The 14,582-nt window shown below is 59.3% G+C and carries 12 protein-coding genes and 1 pseudogene; 8 read left to right on the top strand and 5 right to left on the bottom strand.

Features of this window, described 5'->3' with window-relative positions; translation table 11 throughout:
- Positions 1–13: 13 nt before the first annotated feature.
- Complete coding sequence (locus F4V60_RS03300) at positions 14–475, bottom strand: DUF3499 domain-containing protein (protein ID WP_075729321.1); 462 nt, start codon at positions 473–475, stop codon at positions 14–16.
- 95 nt (positions 476–570) lie between these two features.
- Between F4V60_RS03300 and F4V60_RS03295 the strand changes: the two genes are divergently transcribed.
- Positions 571–1,041, top strand: coding sequence for a metallopeptidase family protein (locus tag F4V60_RS03295; protein WP_075729320.1), 471 nt, complete (start codon positions 571–573; stop codon positions 1,039–1,041).
- A gap of 141 nt (positions 1,042–1,182) precedes the next feature.
- Here the strand turns inward: F4V60_RS03295 and F4V60_RS03290 are convergent, their stop codons facing one another.
- The 3 genes from F4V60_RS03290 to F4V60_RS03280 form a co-directional block, all read right to left on the bottom strand.
- On the bottom strand, positions 1,183–1,431 hold the full coding sequence (locus tag F4V60_RS03290) for a WhiB family transcriptional regulator (RefSeq protein WP_005528147.1): 249 nt from the start codon (positions 1,429–1,431) through the stop codon (positions 1,183–1,185).
- Between the two features lie 487 nt (positions 1,432–1,918).
- Entirely contained in the window at positions 1,919–3,013 is a 1,095-nt protein-coding gene (manB, locus tag F4V60_RS03285) for a mannose-1-phosphate guanylyltransferase (RefSeq protein WP_075729318.1), read from the bottom strand.
- A gap of 109 nt (positions 3,014–3,122) precedes the next feature.
- Positions 3,123–4,034 (bottom strand): glycosyltransferase family 2 protein, encoded by a 912-nt coding sequence (locus F4V60_RS03280; RefSeq protein ID WP_075729317.1) that lies wholly within the window; start codon positions 4,032–4,034, stop codon positions 3,123–3,125.
- A 165-nt stretch (positions 4,035–4,199) separates the two neighbouring features.
- On the opposite strand from F4V60_RS03280, the gene F4V60_RS03275 reads away from it, so the two are divergent.
- Positions 4,200–5,831, top strand: a complete 1,632-nt coding sequence (locus tag F4V60_RS03275; RefSeq protein WP_232315965.1) for an LCP family protein — start codon at positions 4,200–4,202, stop codon at positions 5,829–5,831.
- Positions 5,832–5,877: 46 nt separating this feature from the next.
- Positions 5,878–6,549: a TIGR03089 family protein gene (locus F4V60_RS03270; protein WP_075729316.1), complete on the top strand. Its 672-nt coding sequence runs from the start codon at positions 5,878–5,880 to the stop codon at positions 6,547–6,549.
- Here F4V60_RS03270 and F4V60_RS03265 read toward each other — a convergent pair.
- A complete protein-coding gene (locus tag F4V60_RS03265) occupies positions 6,546–7,220 on the bottom strand; it encodes a TetR/AcrR family transcriptional regulator (protein ID WP_075729315.1) in 675 nt (224 codons plus the stop codon). The two genes, F4V60_RS03270 and F4V60_RS03265, sit on opposite strands and share 4 nt — an antisense overlap.
- Before the next feature lie 151 nt (positions 7,221–7,371).
- Between F4V60_RS03265 and F4V60_RS03260 the strand changes: the two genes are divergently transcribed.
- The 5 genes and pseudogenes from F4V60_RS03260 (at position 7,372) to F4V60_RS03240 (ending at position 14,356) form a co-directional block, all read left to right on the top strand.
- The gene (locus F4V60_RS03260) at positions 7,372–8,874 is read left to right on the top strand and encodes a flavin monoamine oxidase family protein (RefSeq protein ID WP_075729314.1); all 1,503 of its coding nucleotides are present in this window, start codon (positions 7,372–7,374) and stop codon (positions 8,872–8,874) included.
- Between the two features lie 3 nt (positions 8,875–8,877).
- Positions 8,878–9,846 carry a universal stress protein gene (locus F4V60_RS03255; protein WP_075729313.1) on the top strand — a complete coding sequence of 323 codons (969 nt, stop codon included), beginning with the start codon at positions 8,878–8,880 and terminating at the stop codon, positions 9,844–9,846.
- Positions 9,839–11,410: pseudogene (locus F4V60_RS03250) on the top strand (APC family permease). Before F4V60_RS03255 ends, F4V60_RS03250 begins: the two are co-directional and overlap by 8 nt.
- 64 nt (positions 11,411–11,474) lie before the next feature.
- Positions 11,475–12,860 carry an NAD-dependent succinate-semialdehyde dehydrogenase gene (locus tag F4V60_RS03245; RefSeq protein WP_075729312.1) on the top strand — a complete coding sequence of 462 codons (1,386 nt, stop codon included), beginning with the start codon at positions 11,475–11,477 and terminating at the stop codon, positions 12,858–12,860.
- Between the two features lie 104 nt (positions 12,861–12,964).
- Entirely contained in the window at positions 12,965–14,356 is a 1,392-nt protein-coding gene (locus F4V60_RS03240; RefSeq protein ID WP_075729311.1) for an MFS transporter, read from the top strand.
- Positions 14,357–14,582 lie beyond the last annotated feature (226 nt).

Genomic DNA, 14,582 nt, shown 5'->3' with positions numbered 1-14,582 from the left:
CCGCGGGCAGGCTCTAGCTCTCAGTCAAATGCGAATCCGTGTCCGGAACCACGGAAAGATGTGCGCGGCGACGCTGCTTAAAGTCACTGACTCGGCGGGTGCGGAATACCGGGTGATTGGAACGCGCGGGGTCTGCGCCGTCGAAGTTGGCCGCATAATCTATGGGGTCGCGCCCGGATCCTGCTGCCACATCATCGACCAATCCCGTGGTCACGCGCCCGCCCTCACGCACGGCCTCAGCTAGGGCCATGATATCGTCTTCCTCATCGAGCTCGATTCGGTCCACCCGCACCATCTCCCAGCCTTGCGGGGCTGTAATACGGGCACTGTGCTTCTCACAGAGATCCCAGCTATGAGGGTCTGTCTCATCCGCCAGCGGACCCACTACCGCGGTCTGTTGGGAATAAGCGTAGGTCAATGTCGCCACGGCCGGGCGGCCGCAGCCAGGGCGAGAGCAATGGCGATGAGTAGTCACGCCAATAGAGTCTAAACCCTAAGTTGAGATTTAGGTAGCCTTACTCCGGCGCGCCCCCACTGATAGCTTTGTTAACCCGACATAGAATAACCCGCATGACCACGCCTGAACGCCACATTCGCCCCGCCCGCGATCGGCATGGGCGAGGAATGCGCGGCCCCCTTCTCCCCCAGCAGACTCCGCGGTTTCGCAGCAAGCGCGAGCGCTTCGACATGGCGGTTCTCGAGGCCTATGCCCCTATCCAAAATGCTTTTGCCGAGCAGCTCTCCAGCCTCGACCTGGCAGTAGACACCGTGCCAAGAATGCGGCTATCGGCCGATATGACAGTGCTCCCAGACGAGATCATCGCCGACGGCCCCGTGCCGCTGGGCCGGATTGTTCCCGCTGGAGTGGACACCCGCGGTAAACCCACTCGCGCCCGGCTCGTAATCTTCCGGATGCCCATCGAGCAAAGGGCTAAAAACGCCCGCGAACAAGCGGAGCTTTTGGGAACCGTCCTCACCGCGCTCGTGGCTGACTACCTCAACCTCGACCCAGAAGACGTGGATCCACACTTTAGCTGGTAAAACCCGCACATTTATGACCCCAGGCTTTGAAGAACACAGGCGTTGAAGGACCCAAGCCTGGACACCAAAAAAGACAAGTCCCACCATCCCCGGCTGGCTGCCGGAGCGAGGACTTGTCTTGGTCACTAGCAAGAAGAGGCTCTAGCCAATCTCCCGCTTGAGGCGGCGACGCTCACGATCTGAGAGGCCGCCCCAGATTCCAAAGCGTTCATCATGCTCGAGCGCATACTCGAGGCATTCATCACGCACCGCACAGGCCTGGCAAATACGCTTTGCCTCCCTCGTGGAACCACCCTTCTCAGGGAAGAAAGCCTCCGGGTCGGTCTGTGCGCATAGTGCTTGGTCTTGCCACTCCTGCTCAACGGCACCGAAGAGTTCATCCAGCGACATCTCTGCAGCAGCACCGCCACGGAGAACGGCGTTGTTTTTAGCCACTTTGTCCACGCCTTTTCCTTTCTCCGAGGTTGGCCCATCTAACTTACTCAAATGTACCCGGCTATTCCGACCCCACCCTAAGGTGAGCCAGCGTGGCCGCGCCATCTGATTACACTGATGTCATTTCACACTGGATCACTAAATACCGTCAACCTAGAAATGTCTTTACCCACCCCTGATCGCCAAAAACGCTGCACACGATCACCATGCGTAACATTAGTAACAAAGGCCCACGGTCGGGGGTGGATGCCAGGGGTACTACATGTAGTAATGGCCTATCCTCCTGTCAACAATTCTCAGGTTAGATCGGCGTGTCGCACACACAAGGCCAAAACTAAAAACAAAAGCCGGCCCCGACGCGACACTGATTCTTAGTCAGTACGCATCGTGGCCGGCTGATTGAAGCCAGTACCCCGAACCCTAGAGTTAACGGGAGCTAGCTCTAGGCGTCGGAGCTAAACCTAACCCCGGCGTCGGGAAGCACGACCCCAGGGAATACGCGCATGCCGCCCTGCAGCTCACAGCGAGCGCCGACCTGCGCGCCCTCCCCGATGACGCAGTTATCGATGTGGGCGTTGGCACCGATGTGCACGCCCGAAGCAATGATGGAGTTGTTGACCACGGCACCGGGCTCGATGGTGACCCCATCGAAGACGACGGTGCCATCGATGCGGCAGCCGGCTCCGATGACAGAACCGCGGCCAATGGCAGTGCCCGAAAGCAGTAAAGCGCCGCCCGCGACCCCCGCAGACTCGTCGACGATGGCCTCGCCCGTACGACCGTCGAGCAACGGGGAATAAGCAATGCCGCGTACGAGATCAGAGGAGCCGCGCACGAAATCATCCGGGCGCCCCATATCGCGCCAATAGGAATTGTCCACGTGACCGACCACGAGGTGGCCATCACTGAGCAGGGCCGGGAAAGTCTCCCTCTCCACGGAAACCACGCGATCGGCGGGGATGGTCTGGATGACCTCGCGCTTGAACACGTAGCAACCGGCGTTGATCTGGTTGGTGGGAGGATCCTCCGTCTTCTCCAAGAATTCGAGGACTCGCCCCTCCTCGTCGGTAGGAACGCAACCAAAGGCGCGCGGATCCGCGACGTTGAGCAGGTGCATGGTCACGTCCGCATCCTTGCGGTGATGGGTATCAAGAATCCCGGAGAGATCCATCCCGGAGAGAACGTCACCGTTGAAGACCATGACGGTATCATGGCGCAGTTTGTCGTAGACGTTGCGAATGCCGCCGCCAGTGCCCAGCGCGGTTTCCTCAACGACGTACTCAATATCGAGGCCCAGCTCGGAGCCATCGCCGAAGTACTCTTCAAAAACCTCCGCCTTGAAGGAGGTCGACATCACAACGTGCGTGATCCCGGCCGTCTGGATGCGGGCCAACAGGTGCTGGAGGAACGGGTAATTGGCGGTAGGCAGCATCGGCTTCGGCGTGCCGATCGTCAGCGGGCGCAAACGAGTGCCCCGCCCGCCGACCAGGATCACCGCATCAGTAGAGGCACCGTAATTGGCCACTTCTTCAGTCATTTTCCTTGGATACTTTCTAGTACGTGTTTCCGCGGTTTCGATCCCCGCGGCAGTGTCCACGGCGTGTGCTCCACGCGCGTCCTTGACAGTTTAAAGCAGGAACTTCGGCTTAGCGCGAAAGGCGCGCACGATAAGAGGTGAGCAAAGCACGCAATCGCAGGCCCAACCATAGTGCTGCCCGCAGAGGGGCCTGCCACCACTGGGGATGCCTGTCCGCTAGATACTGATAGGCCGAGGCATGGTGCGCGCGCAGCATCGGGCCAGCATGCACCTTCGTGGAATGGCCCTGCGCATGGGTAATGGCAGCCTCAGGGCAGAAAACGTTGTGCCAGCCCGCCCGGGCCAGGCGGTCCCCCAGATCCACGTCCTCGAGGTACATGAAATAACGTTCATCGAACCCGCCGACTTGGGAAAAAGCCTCGCGGCGCACGAGCAGGCAGGAGCCGGAAAGCCAGCCAGCTGGACGCTGCATGCTCATATCCGCATCATCGCGGTAGGCGCGCGAGAAGGGATTACCCGGCCACACAGAACCCAAGAGTGCATGGCCGATACCGTTCTTCAGGTTGGGCAACGCACGCGCCGAGGGATAGTTCTTCCCATCTGGCTCCACAATCCGCGGGCCGACGGACCCAGCACGGGGCCAACGCTTGGCGCAGTCGATGAGGGCATCGATGCTCCCGGGGCCGAAGGTGACATCCGGGTTGACCAGGAGCAGGAACTCAGGATCAGCCTGACCGTGCTCACTGAGGAAACGCTCACCGGCATTCATGGCGCCGCCGTAACCGATGTTGCCGCCCGTGTCGAGGAACTCAACGTTGCTGTGCGCGGCGGCAGCGGCCTGCGGGGCGCCGTCCGTGGAACCATTGTCGGCAGCAATGATGCGGGTGGGCCGCGAGGTAGCCTGCGCCACGGACTCGATGAGGGACTCCAAATAGGGCCCGGGCGAATAAGTCACGGTCACTATGCCCAGCGGGCGCGGCGCAACAGAATCGGTGCGCGCGCTGTCATTCTTCTTGTTCACAATGGGCCTAGCGTACCCACTTGGGCGCACTCAATCCTGAAAAGACACTAGGAGAACGGCCACGAGTTTCTCCGAAGTCCACAGCGGATCACGGTTTGCGCTCTTTCTGCCCTACACTAAAGCAAAGTTTCCTAGGTAATAGCTAGATAGTAGAAAGCTTCAAACGTGACATCTGAGAACAATCGCCGGGTCCGCGATATCCAAGCCGCGCCGGTGGAGTCTGCTCCTGTCCGCCAAAAGGGCTCGCGGCCGCTGCAGGCCATCATGGCGGTTATGGCCGTCATCGCCGTGGTTTTCTCAGGCGTCGGCTACTTCGTCGTGGGCAAACTCGGCGGCGATATGGCCTCCGTATCTAATGTAGCCCTCGGCAACGAGGGAGGAATCGGCGAAAAGTCGGCCGATGGTGCGGTTGACATCCTCCTGGTGGGGAAGGACTCCCGCACCGACGCCCAGGGCAACTCCCTCTCGGATGAGGAACTGCGCAATCTCCATGCTGGCGTGGATGAGGGCGAGGAAAACACGGACACGATCATGATGATCCGCGTGCCTAACGACGGCTCCCGTGCCACAGCCGTATCCATCCCGCGCGATACCTATGTCCACGACGGGGCATACGGAAACACCAAGATCAACGCCGTATTCGCCGGCCACAAGGCAGACAAAGTCGCCGAGTTGGAGGCGGAGAACGCGCAGGCGGAGGCCGCGGGACAAAAGCCACCGCACAGTGAAAAGGACATCGAAAAGCAGGGCGTCGAAGCCGGACGCACCGGACTCATCAGCATCGTGCGGCAGATTACCGGCGTCTCCATCGATCACTACGCGGAGATTGGCCTCCTCGGCTTCGTGCTGCTTACCGACGCCGTGGATGGCGTTGACGTCTGCCTCAACAACGACGTCGATGATGAGATGTCGGGCGCGAAGTTCCCCAAGGGTGAGCAGACTCTCCACGGGGCCCAAGGCCTGGCCTTTGTGCGCCAGCGCTACGAGCTTCCCCGTGGCGACCTCGACCGCATCGTGCGCCAGCAGTCCTACATGGCCTCTCTGGTCTCGAAGGTGCTCTCCAACGACACCCTGACCTCCCCCAGCAAGCTATCCAAGATCGCCGAGGCAGTGGAGCGTTCCGTCGTCATCGATGAAGGCTGGGACATCATGGGCTTTGTGGGCCAGCTCGCAGGCCTCGCCGGCGGCAACGTCACCTTCACCACCATCCCGGTTACCTCCATCGACGGCGTGGGCGATAACGGCGAATCTATCGTCACCATCGACCCCAACGAAGTGCACAAGTTCATGGAGGGCCTGGCCCAGACCGCCGATGAGACCGAGTCCCAAGAAGCCTCCCAAGAGGCGGCAGAAGGAAGCAACCCTTCGGAGAAGCCAGTCGCAGAGAACATGAACATCCACGTCCTCAACGCCGGCAGCATCGACGGCTTGGCCTCCGGAATCGGCGAGTGGCTCACCCGCGTGGGCTATACGGTCGAGCGCACCTCGAACGCCCAATCAGGCGTGTACAGCGAGTCTCAGATTGTCGCCGCGGACGCCAACGATCCTGCTGCCCGCGCCCTCGCTGAGCAAATGGGAGGGCTGCCCGTCAGTGCCAACCAGGGCCTCGAGCCCGGCACCTACATCGTAGTGGCCACCGATGACTACGCCGGCCCCAAGGACGATGCCGCCCAGGCCGCAGAGCCCAGCGAGGATCCTTCCAACGCCCCGGCCGGAACCCCCGGTGATGACTTCGGCACCGCGGAAGTCGCCCCGAAGATCGATGCCGGCGGGGACGGCCCGCGCTGCGTGAACTAGTTCCCCCACGCTCGCGCCGCGGGGCTTGCGCCTACCATGGGCAACCATGGAACTGCTCAAACACCTTCTGCGCTCGGATGCGGCCGCGCCCCGCCTAACGTTCTATAACGAATCCACCGGGGTCCGCATGGACTTTTCGGCCCAGACCCTCGACAACTGGGTCTCTAAGATAGCCAACATGCTCCAGGAAGAACTCGACTTGGACGAGGACTCCACCATCGGCATCAGCTTGCCCGTCTCGTGGCAGCCGGCAGTCATCGCACTCGGCGCCCTCGCAGCAGGTGTCAACGCAGAGTTTCTCAACGCCGATAGCAGCGACACCGCACCCGATGCCATCTTCTGCTCCCCCGCAGACTTCAGCGCCGTCACCGCCGCCTATCCCGGCGCGGATGTGGTTCTAGTCAGCGACGATCCCTTCGGGCGCGGCATCGTCGAATCCGGCGGCGAACTGCCCCCCGGCGCCATTGACTTCGGCCCCACTGTGCGCTTCTACGGCGATCAATTCTTCGGCCCCACCACCGCCCTGCCCCAGCTCTACCCCAGCGACCTCGGCCCGCAGCGTGTGCTCTCCGGCGGCTGGCACGATGAGGAGAGCTTTCAGCACCTACTCCTCGAGCCCCTCGCCGCCGGTGGCTCCGCCGTCATCGTCGCCGGGATGTGCCCTGCCGAGCGCTTGGAGGACATCGCCGCGAATGAGAAGGTTACGCTGCGGCTTTAGTCAGCAATGCCTTTCAACAGCGCCCGTAATCCGAGCCGGAAGGGTTCTTCAGCGAAGGGGTTTTCTGCACTAGAAGTTTCCATTGCTATGGACCGCGCCCACGACTCGTGCGATTTTCGCAACGTGGGCGCCTGAACCTCATAATCCTCAGGCAGCTCGAAGAGGTTAGCTGGGGCGTTAACGTCCAGAGCGGAACCGTAGATGAAAGACTCCAACATGATGACGCGGGGAAGGATGAGCTCTTGCGCCACCCCTGCCAGCTCAAACACTCGAGCTACTTTCTCGTACATCTGAACTGCTCGCGGCGCTCCGGATACCGGCACGCTAGCGATGACTTCCACCAAGGGCGCGTGCCTTGCAAACACTGCACGATAAGACTCAGCCCAGCGCTCAATTGCCTCGAGGGGATCGACTGATCCATCTAACGCGGCATCGAGTGGCACGGTTTCCACCTGCGCCATGACTGCATCTTCCACCAAGATGAGAAGCTCGTGCTTATTGCTCACGTGGTTATACAAGGCGCTAGGAGCTACACCCATGTGCCGGGCAATTCGCGCCATCGTGAGCTTTTCATAGCCGTTTTCCTCAATGAGGATTAGAGCCGAGTCTGCGATCTTTTTGCGGCTGAGCAGCGCCTGAGATGGTCTTCCCTTGGCGCGCGGAGAATTCATAGGCTTGACCCCTATCGTTATCGACATGATTCCTGTAAAGTGACCCAAAATACAAAATGAACGTCATTCATTTAAGTATTTTTATCAGTCCTTATTGAAGTCTCCCATAGGCACTCTTGTCTGCGGGAGAAGAACAGGAGCTTCTCCACTCATGTCGCATTTCACCACTAAAAACACCCCTATTCTTGACCGCGATGTCGTCGTCATTGGTGCGGGACCGGCTGGATTGATGGCTGCGCGCACGCTCAAACGACGCGGGTACTCCGTCGCCGTCCTCGAAGCTCGAGACCGCGTCGGAGGACGGACCTGGAACGGAAAGGTCGCGGATGCAACCGGGGTGGAACATTTCATCGAGCTCGGCGGGCAGTGGATTTCCCCCGATCAGAACCGCTTGAGCGAGCTCGTCGCAGAACTTGGGCTTGAGACTTTCCAACGCTATCGCTCCGGTAAATCCATTTATGTTTCCCCGGATGGCACCCGCCACGAATACGAAGGAACGTCATTCCCCGCCGCTCCGGAAACCATCTCGGAGATGGATCGGCTCATCGAAATCCTCGATGATCTAGCCGCCGAAATGGACCCAGCACGCCCCTGGGCACATCCTCGGGCTGCGGAGCTCGATTCCATTTCTTTTAGGTCTTGGCTCGAGGGATTGTCGTCGGACTCGGAGGCAATAGACAATGTTTCCATCTACGTCGCTTCCGGGATGCTCACCAAGCCTTCTTACGCATTTTCTACACTGCAGGCACTTCTCATGGCGGCCTCAGCAGGGTCTTTTTCCAACCTTGTGGACGAAGACTTCATTCTCGACCGGCGCGTCGTCGGTGGCATGCAATCTGTATCTCTGGCTATGGCTGCCGAGCTCGGAGAGGATGTATTCTGCTCAAGTCCTGTGCGCGAACTGCAGTGGGCCGAGCCGGATCCGGCGACCGCCGACGAGCTCAACTGCATACCCGCCGATGTCAGAAATGGACTCCCCAATAACGGGTCCGCAGGCTCTGTTAAGGCCTACTCCGATCAGGTCACTGTCAACGCAAGATTCGCCGTGCTGGCCGTTCCCCCAAACCTCTATAGCCGTATCTCTTTCTCCCCTCCTCTTCCCCGCGATCAGCAGATCGTGCACCAACACATTTCGATGGGGCTTGTTATCAAGGTGCACGCAGTCTATGAGACCCCATTCTGGCGTGAGGACGGTCTTTCCGGAACCGGCTTCGGCGGTGGACGCCTCGTGCAAGAGGTCTACGACAACACCAACTTTGGAGCGAATTTCGCGGCCTCCGAATCTGATACGGAGGACAGCTACGGCACCCTAGTCGGCTTCGTCTCCGATGTGCATGCCGAAGAAATGTGGCACTTGCCGCCGGATGAGCGCAAGGACGCGATTCTCACTGCCATGGCGGATTACCTCGGACCCAAGACCAAAGAACCCATCGCATTCTACCTCTCAGATATGGCGGCCGAGGAGTGGACCCGAGGCGCCTATGCCACCAGCTATGACCTCGGAGGGCTTTCGCGATGGGGCCACCTACAAAACCAGCCGACAGGCTGCATCTACTACGCCTGCTCTGATATCGCGGCCGAAGGCTACCAACATGTAGACGGCGCTATTCGCCAAGGAGAACTTGTAGCTGAGCACATTGCCGAGAGGATCTAGACCATGGCTATCTCAGCTTCGCAGTTTGGCCGACGCCCCGCCAGTGGCCACATCTTAGTCGGCTACGTCGCTACCGACTATGGGAAAGATGCACTCCGCCTTGGAATTTCTCTCGCCCGGCAGCGAGACGTCACCCTTCACATCACCATGGTTGCTCCAGCACACAATACATTTTCTGGAATCTACCCCCACGATCGTGGATACAGCTCAATCATCGAAGAACAACTTGCGGGGTGGCTGCAAGAAGCGCTCGACGAAGTGCCAGACGATGTCGAAGCCGTCGCCCGCATTGTTCCTGGTCAGTCTGAAGCCGAGGCACTCAACTCTGCTGCTCAAGAACTAGGCTGCGATGTCATTGTTGTTGGCGCTCGTAAGGGTGGGATCTTCAATCGCTTCAAGATGGGGGCAGCCGTCAACGCCCTACTCCACTCCGCCAGCGTTCCCATAGCGCTTGCACCGCGTGGGTACTCATACCCAGGACCACTCACGCGGGTAACCGCCATGTTCGGCCCGCGTCCTGGAACATCCGATGTCATAGCCATCGGCCTCGACCGAGCCCGCCGCCGCCAGATTCCTTTGCGTCTGGTTTCGCTCGTCTTACCCGGAGAATCCGATATGCAAGCTTTAGGAACCGACGTGCCTGGTGCGGTTCGCGCCTACGCCACGAGGGTCCTCGGCGACGTCGCACAGGGCATGCTCGAAGCCGGGCATGCCACCACCGAAGTCGCCAGCGGGCGAGATGTTGAGACCTCCATGGACAAACTCACGTGGGAAGAAGGCGAAGTAGCGGTCGTCGGCTCATCCCGCTTGGCCGTGCCTGGACGCCTCTTCCTAGGCGGTACGGCCTCGCGCATGCTGCGCTCTATCCCCGTGCCCATGGTGCTTGTACCCGCAGGTTATATGCAGGCAGGCGGCGATTCCCCGCCTCTTTCTCCTACCGATCCAGATTCCTCGGAGGTAAATCATGACTAGTGCACCTCCCTCAGCATCCACGGCCTCTGCTCAGCCCACACCCGGTGGCGATCAGGAAGTTATTTCTGCCAAAGGGTTGGCAACTGGCAAAGTCGGCCTCATCGGAGCAGTGGTCATTGGTATCAGCTGCATCGCGCCAACCTATACTCTGACTTCTGGTCTCGGCCCGACAATCTCGGCAGTGGGCGAGTTCGTGCCTGCTGTACTCTTGCTCGGGTTTTTACCCATGCTTCTGGTGGCCTTTGCCTACCGGGAACTCAACAACGCGGTTCCAGATTCCGGTACTTCCTTTACTTGGGCAACCAAAGCCTTCGGCCCATGGGTGGGATGGATGGGAGGCTGAGGCTTAATCACTGCGACCATCCTAGTTCTATCCAACCTCGCCGCAGTTGCAGTCGACTTCTTCTACCTCTTGCTCGCACAGCTTTTCAACTCCCCCGGAATTGCCGAGTGGACTCGTAACCTGTGGATAAACATCCCCACTACCATCGTCTTTATCACTATCGCCGCCTATGTCTCCTACCGCGGCCTCGACTCAACGAAGCGCCTGCAGTACATCCTCGTCTCGGTTCAAGTGCTGGCCATCGTTGTCTTCGACGTCGTGGCTATAGTCAATGCTTACAACAATGGTGGCTTCGACTTCACACCGATCGATCTGGCCTGGTTTAATCCCTTGGAAATTGGTGATTCTTCCCTCATCGCCGCCGGAATCTCTTTGTCCATCTTTATGTTCTGGGGTTGGGATGTCACCTTGACCATGAACGAGGAAACCAAGAATCCCGAGAAGACGCCTGGGCGTGCAGCCACCATTACCGTGCTTATCATCATCGTGCTCTACGTGCTCACTGCCTTGGCAGTCATCACATGGGCAGGTACCGGAGAAACCGGTCTCGGGGCAGGCAATCCCGCCAACCAAGAATCGATCTTTGCGGTCTTGTCTTATCCCGTTCTAGGCCCTGCGGCCCTCCTTATATATGTCGCGGTGTTGTCAAGCTCTTTCGCCTCGCTGCAATCGACCATGGTGGGCCCTGCACGAACACTGCTTGCCATGGGCTATTACAATGCTCTGCCGCCGATGTTCTCCAAAATCAGTCCGCGTTTCCGTACCCCATCCGTGGCAACCATCATCTCCGCAATCGCGGCCGGAGTTTTTTACACGGTTACGCGAATCCTCTCAGAGAACGCACTGTGGGATACTATCGCCGCCTTAGGTCTTATGATCTGCTTCTACTACGGAATAACAGCCGTAGCTTGTGTTTGGTACTTCCGCCGAGAACTATTTTCCTCCGTCCATAACGTTGTCTTCAAACTTATCTTTCCGCTGTTCGGTGGGGGATTCCTGCTGGTGATGTTCTTCATAACCGCCTTCGACTCCCTTGACCCCGACTACGGTTCAGGCTCCTCCATACTAGGCATCGGCACCGTCTTTGTCCTTGGCATGGGAGTCCTCATCCTAGGAATAATCCTCATGATTTTCACGCGCATGCGCCACCCCGCATTTTTCGCTGGAGAAACCCTGGCACGCATCAGCTCCACAGAAAACACGCAAGCCCCACTAACCTAGGCGCATAGCAAGGTTCAGTCCGCACCACTTACTTTCAACCAACTTCAAAGGAGACTTTCCCACCATGTCCCCCCAATACCGCGTCCAAAACCCTGTAGACAACCAGGTCATCGAGACCTTCCCCTCGGCTTCTGATGCTTCGATTGAGCAAACGCTCGCTGACTCTGCTACCGCATACCGGGAGTGGTCGGCCCTCCCGCTTGCTACTCGGGCGGCTGCGGTAACCCGCGTTGGCGAGCTCTTTGAAGATCGCAAGGAGGAGCTGGCAGAAATTGCCGCCACGGAAATGGGCAAGCCCCTGCATGAAGGAATAGAGGAGGCCGAGTTCGCCTCCGCTATCATGCACTACTTCGCGGACAACGGCGCGGCTTTTAGCGCCGAGCAGGAGATCCCCACCGGCGGTGATGCCAGGGCTTTCATCCGCCGCCTGCCCATCGGCCCACTACTGGGCGTCATGCCTTGGAACTTCCCCTACTATCAGATTGCCCGTTTCGCGGCGCCGAATCTGGTGTTGGGCAACACCATCGTGCTCAAGGACGCGGAGATTTGTCCCCGCTCGGCTGTTGCGGTGCAGCAGATCATGGATGATGCCGGCATCCCACACGGGGTCTATAGCAATGTCTTTGCCACCCACGAGCAAATCGGCACCATCATCGCCGATCCCCGCGTACAGGGCGTCTCGCTCACGGGCTCGGAACGCGCTGGATCCATCATTGGGGCACAGGCGGGCAAGAACCTCAAGAAGGCAGTCTTGGAGCTGGGCGGCTCCGACCCCTTCGTGCTTCTCGACGCCGCTGATGTCAAAGCCGCCGCACGCCTGGCATGGAATACCCGGATGTACAACACCGGCCAGGCCTGCAATTCCAATAAGCGCATGATCGTCATGGACGATATCTACGATGAGTTTCTCACCGAGCTCGTCGACCTAGCAAACAAGGCCCGGCCCGTGGATCCGCATAGTCCGGAGTCGGCGGCGGATGACACCTACTGTCCGCTTTCCTCGCGGGATGCGGCGGAGAACCTCGACGCTCAGCTGCGTCGCGCGGTCGCTGCCGGCGCCACTGTGCACGCAGGTGGCGAGCTTGCCGCCGAAGGCGCGTACTTCTCCCCCGCTGTGCTTAGCGATGTCCCGGTGGGCTCCGACGTTTACTACGAGGAGCTTTTCGGCCCCGTGGCGACGGTGTACCGCGTGGCTTCCGATGCCGAGGCACTAGAGCTGGCCAATAACACGCAATTTGGTCTCGGTGGAACGGTCTACTCCCAGGATCCGGAGCGCGCCGCAGCCCTGTCACGTCGCCTCGAAGTGGGTATGGCGTGCGTCAACACCCCGTCAGCAGAGAGCTCCGAGCTGCCCTTTGGTGGAGTGAAGCGCTCAGGGTTTGGCCGCGAACTCGGCCCCCTTGGCATGGATGAGTTTGTTAATAAGCAGCTCTACTACGTCGAGAAATAGCTCGCATTAGCGCTTAGCCATGGTGCTCGCCGTGGTGTTCGGGGTACGTTAGTCCTCCCTTCTATCTCCGACACCCTGCGGGGTAACCGGGAAAGGCGGCTTTCGTGCGGCAGTTTCATCACATCCTCGTCAACACCCTCATCGCCAACGTCACCACAGGCTTCTTATTCTTCGCCTTGACTTTCTGGATTTATCTCCAGACCGGTGACGTGGCACTGACGGGCATCGTCACCGGCTCGTATATGGCCTCCGTTGCACTCGGCTCGGTTTTCTTCGGGTCCGTGGTCGATCACCACTACAAGAAGAACGTCATGGTCTTTGCCGCCACCGCTACTCTCGTGTGCTACCTGCTCGCAGCTGCGGTGTGGGTTGTCTGGCTCGACCACGAGTCCATGAGCATTTCTGATCCTGCTTTGTGGGCCTTCATTCTGGCTGTTACCGCCGGATCCGTGGTTGAGCACATGCGCAATATTGCCCTGTCAACCACGGTTACTCTCCTCGTTCCGGAGGAAGACCGCGACAAGGCCAATGGACTCGTCGGCGCGGTGCAAGGGGTGGCCTTCATGGTCACCAGTGTCATTGCAGGCCTGGCCATAGGTTTCATCGGTATGGCAGCCACCTTGTGGGTATCACTTGGCCTCACAGTCGTAGCCCTGGTGCACCTTTTACCCATCGCCATTCCAGAGGCAAAGATCCTCAGCACAGCAGAAACCACCACTGAATCCACCACCGCCGCTGGATCTTCCGGCCCCAGCACTGCAGACCCCACTGTGCTCTCTAAAGGGATTGACCTCAAGGGATCCCTGCTTATCATCAGCGCGGTGCCTGGTCTGCTCGCCCTCATCCTCTTCTCTTGTTTTAATAACCTCATCGGCGGGGTCTACGCGGCACTGATGGATCCTTATGGACTGGAGCTTTTTAGTCCGCAGGTGTGGGGAATAGTTTTAGGTGTCACCGGAACCGGTTTCGTATTCGGCGGCATGATCGTGGCGCGCACAGGCCTAGGCACAAACCCTGTGCGTACTCTCTTGTTAGTCAACGTCGCAGTTGCGATGCTCGGAATGCTCTTCGGACTTCGCGAGTGGTGGTGGCTCTACGCGGGCGGCATCTTCTTATTCATGCTCACCGTTCCAGCCGCGGAGGCAGCGGAACAAACCATTCTGCAGAGGGTGGTTCCCTTCCGCCAGCAAGGCCGCGTATTCGGCCTAGCCATGGCGGTGGAGATGGCCGCCAGCCCGCTGGCCACTTTTGCTGTGGCCATCCTCGCGCAGGCCTATCTCATCCCCTGGATGGCAGGGCCAGGTGCACAGACCATCTTTGGCGTCATTCTGGGCGAGGGCACCACACGCGGCATGGCCCTGATGTTCTTCATCTCCGGGTTCATCATGCTTGTCGTCGTGCTCCTCGCCCTCAAGTCCCGCCCCTACCGCCGGCTGAGTGCGTACTACGCCGGGGCGAGTCAGGACATTGCAGGCTCGGCACAAGAGAAGGCCTGAGAAAAGCAGCAGATAGAAGAGTAAATACCCAGGGCTCTAGGGGCTAAAGCCTAAAGCTCTAGAGCCTAAAGCGCGAAAAAACTCCCCAGGGGAAGCGGAGAGGGCTAAGGAGCAGGAAGTGTGTCTGGATTTTGCTCTTTGCACTGGTAAGTATGTATAAATGCCGGTTTTATATTCCCTGACGGAATATAAACGCCCGAAAGCCGGCCAATACCGCGTTTTAGGC

The sequence above is a fragment of the Corynebacterium flavescens genome (genome assembly GCF_008693105.1).
Lineage (GTDB): Bacteria > Actinomycetota > Actinomycetes > Mycobacteriales > Mycobacteriaceae > Corynebacterium > Corynebacterium flavescens.
This window is presented reverse-complemented; position numbering and strand designations above follow the sequence as displayed.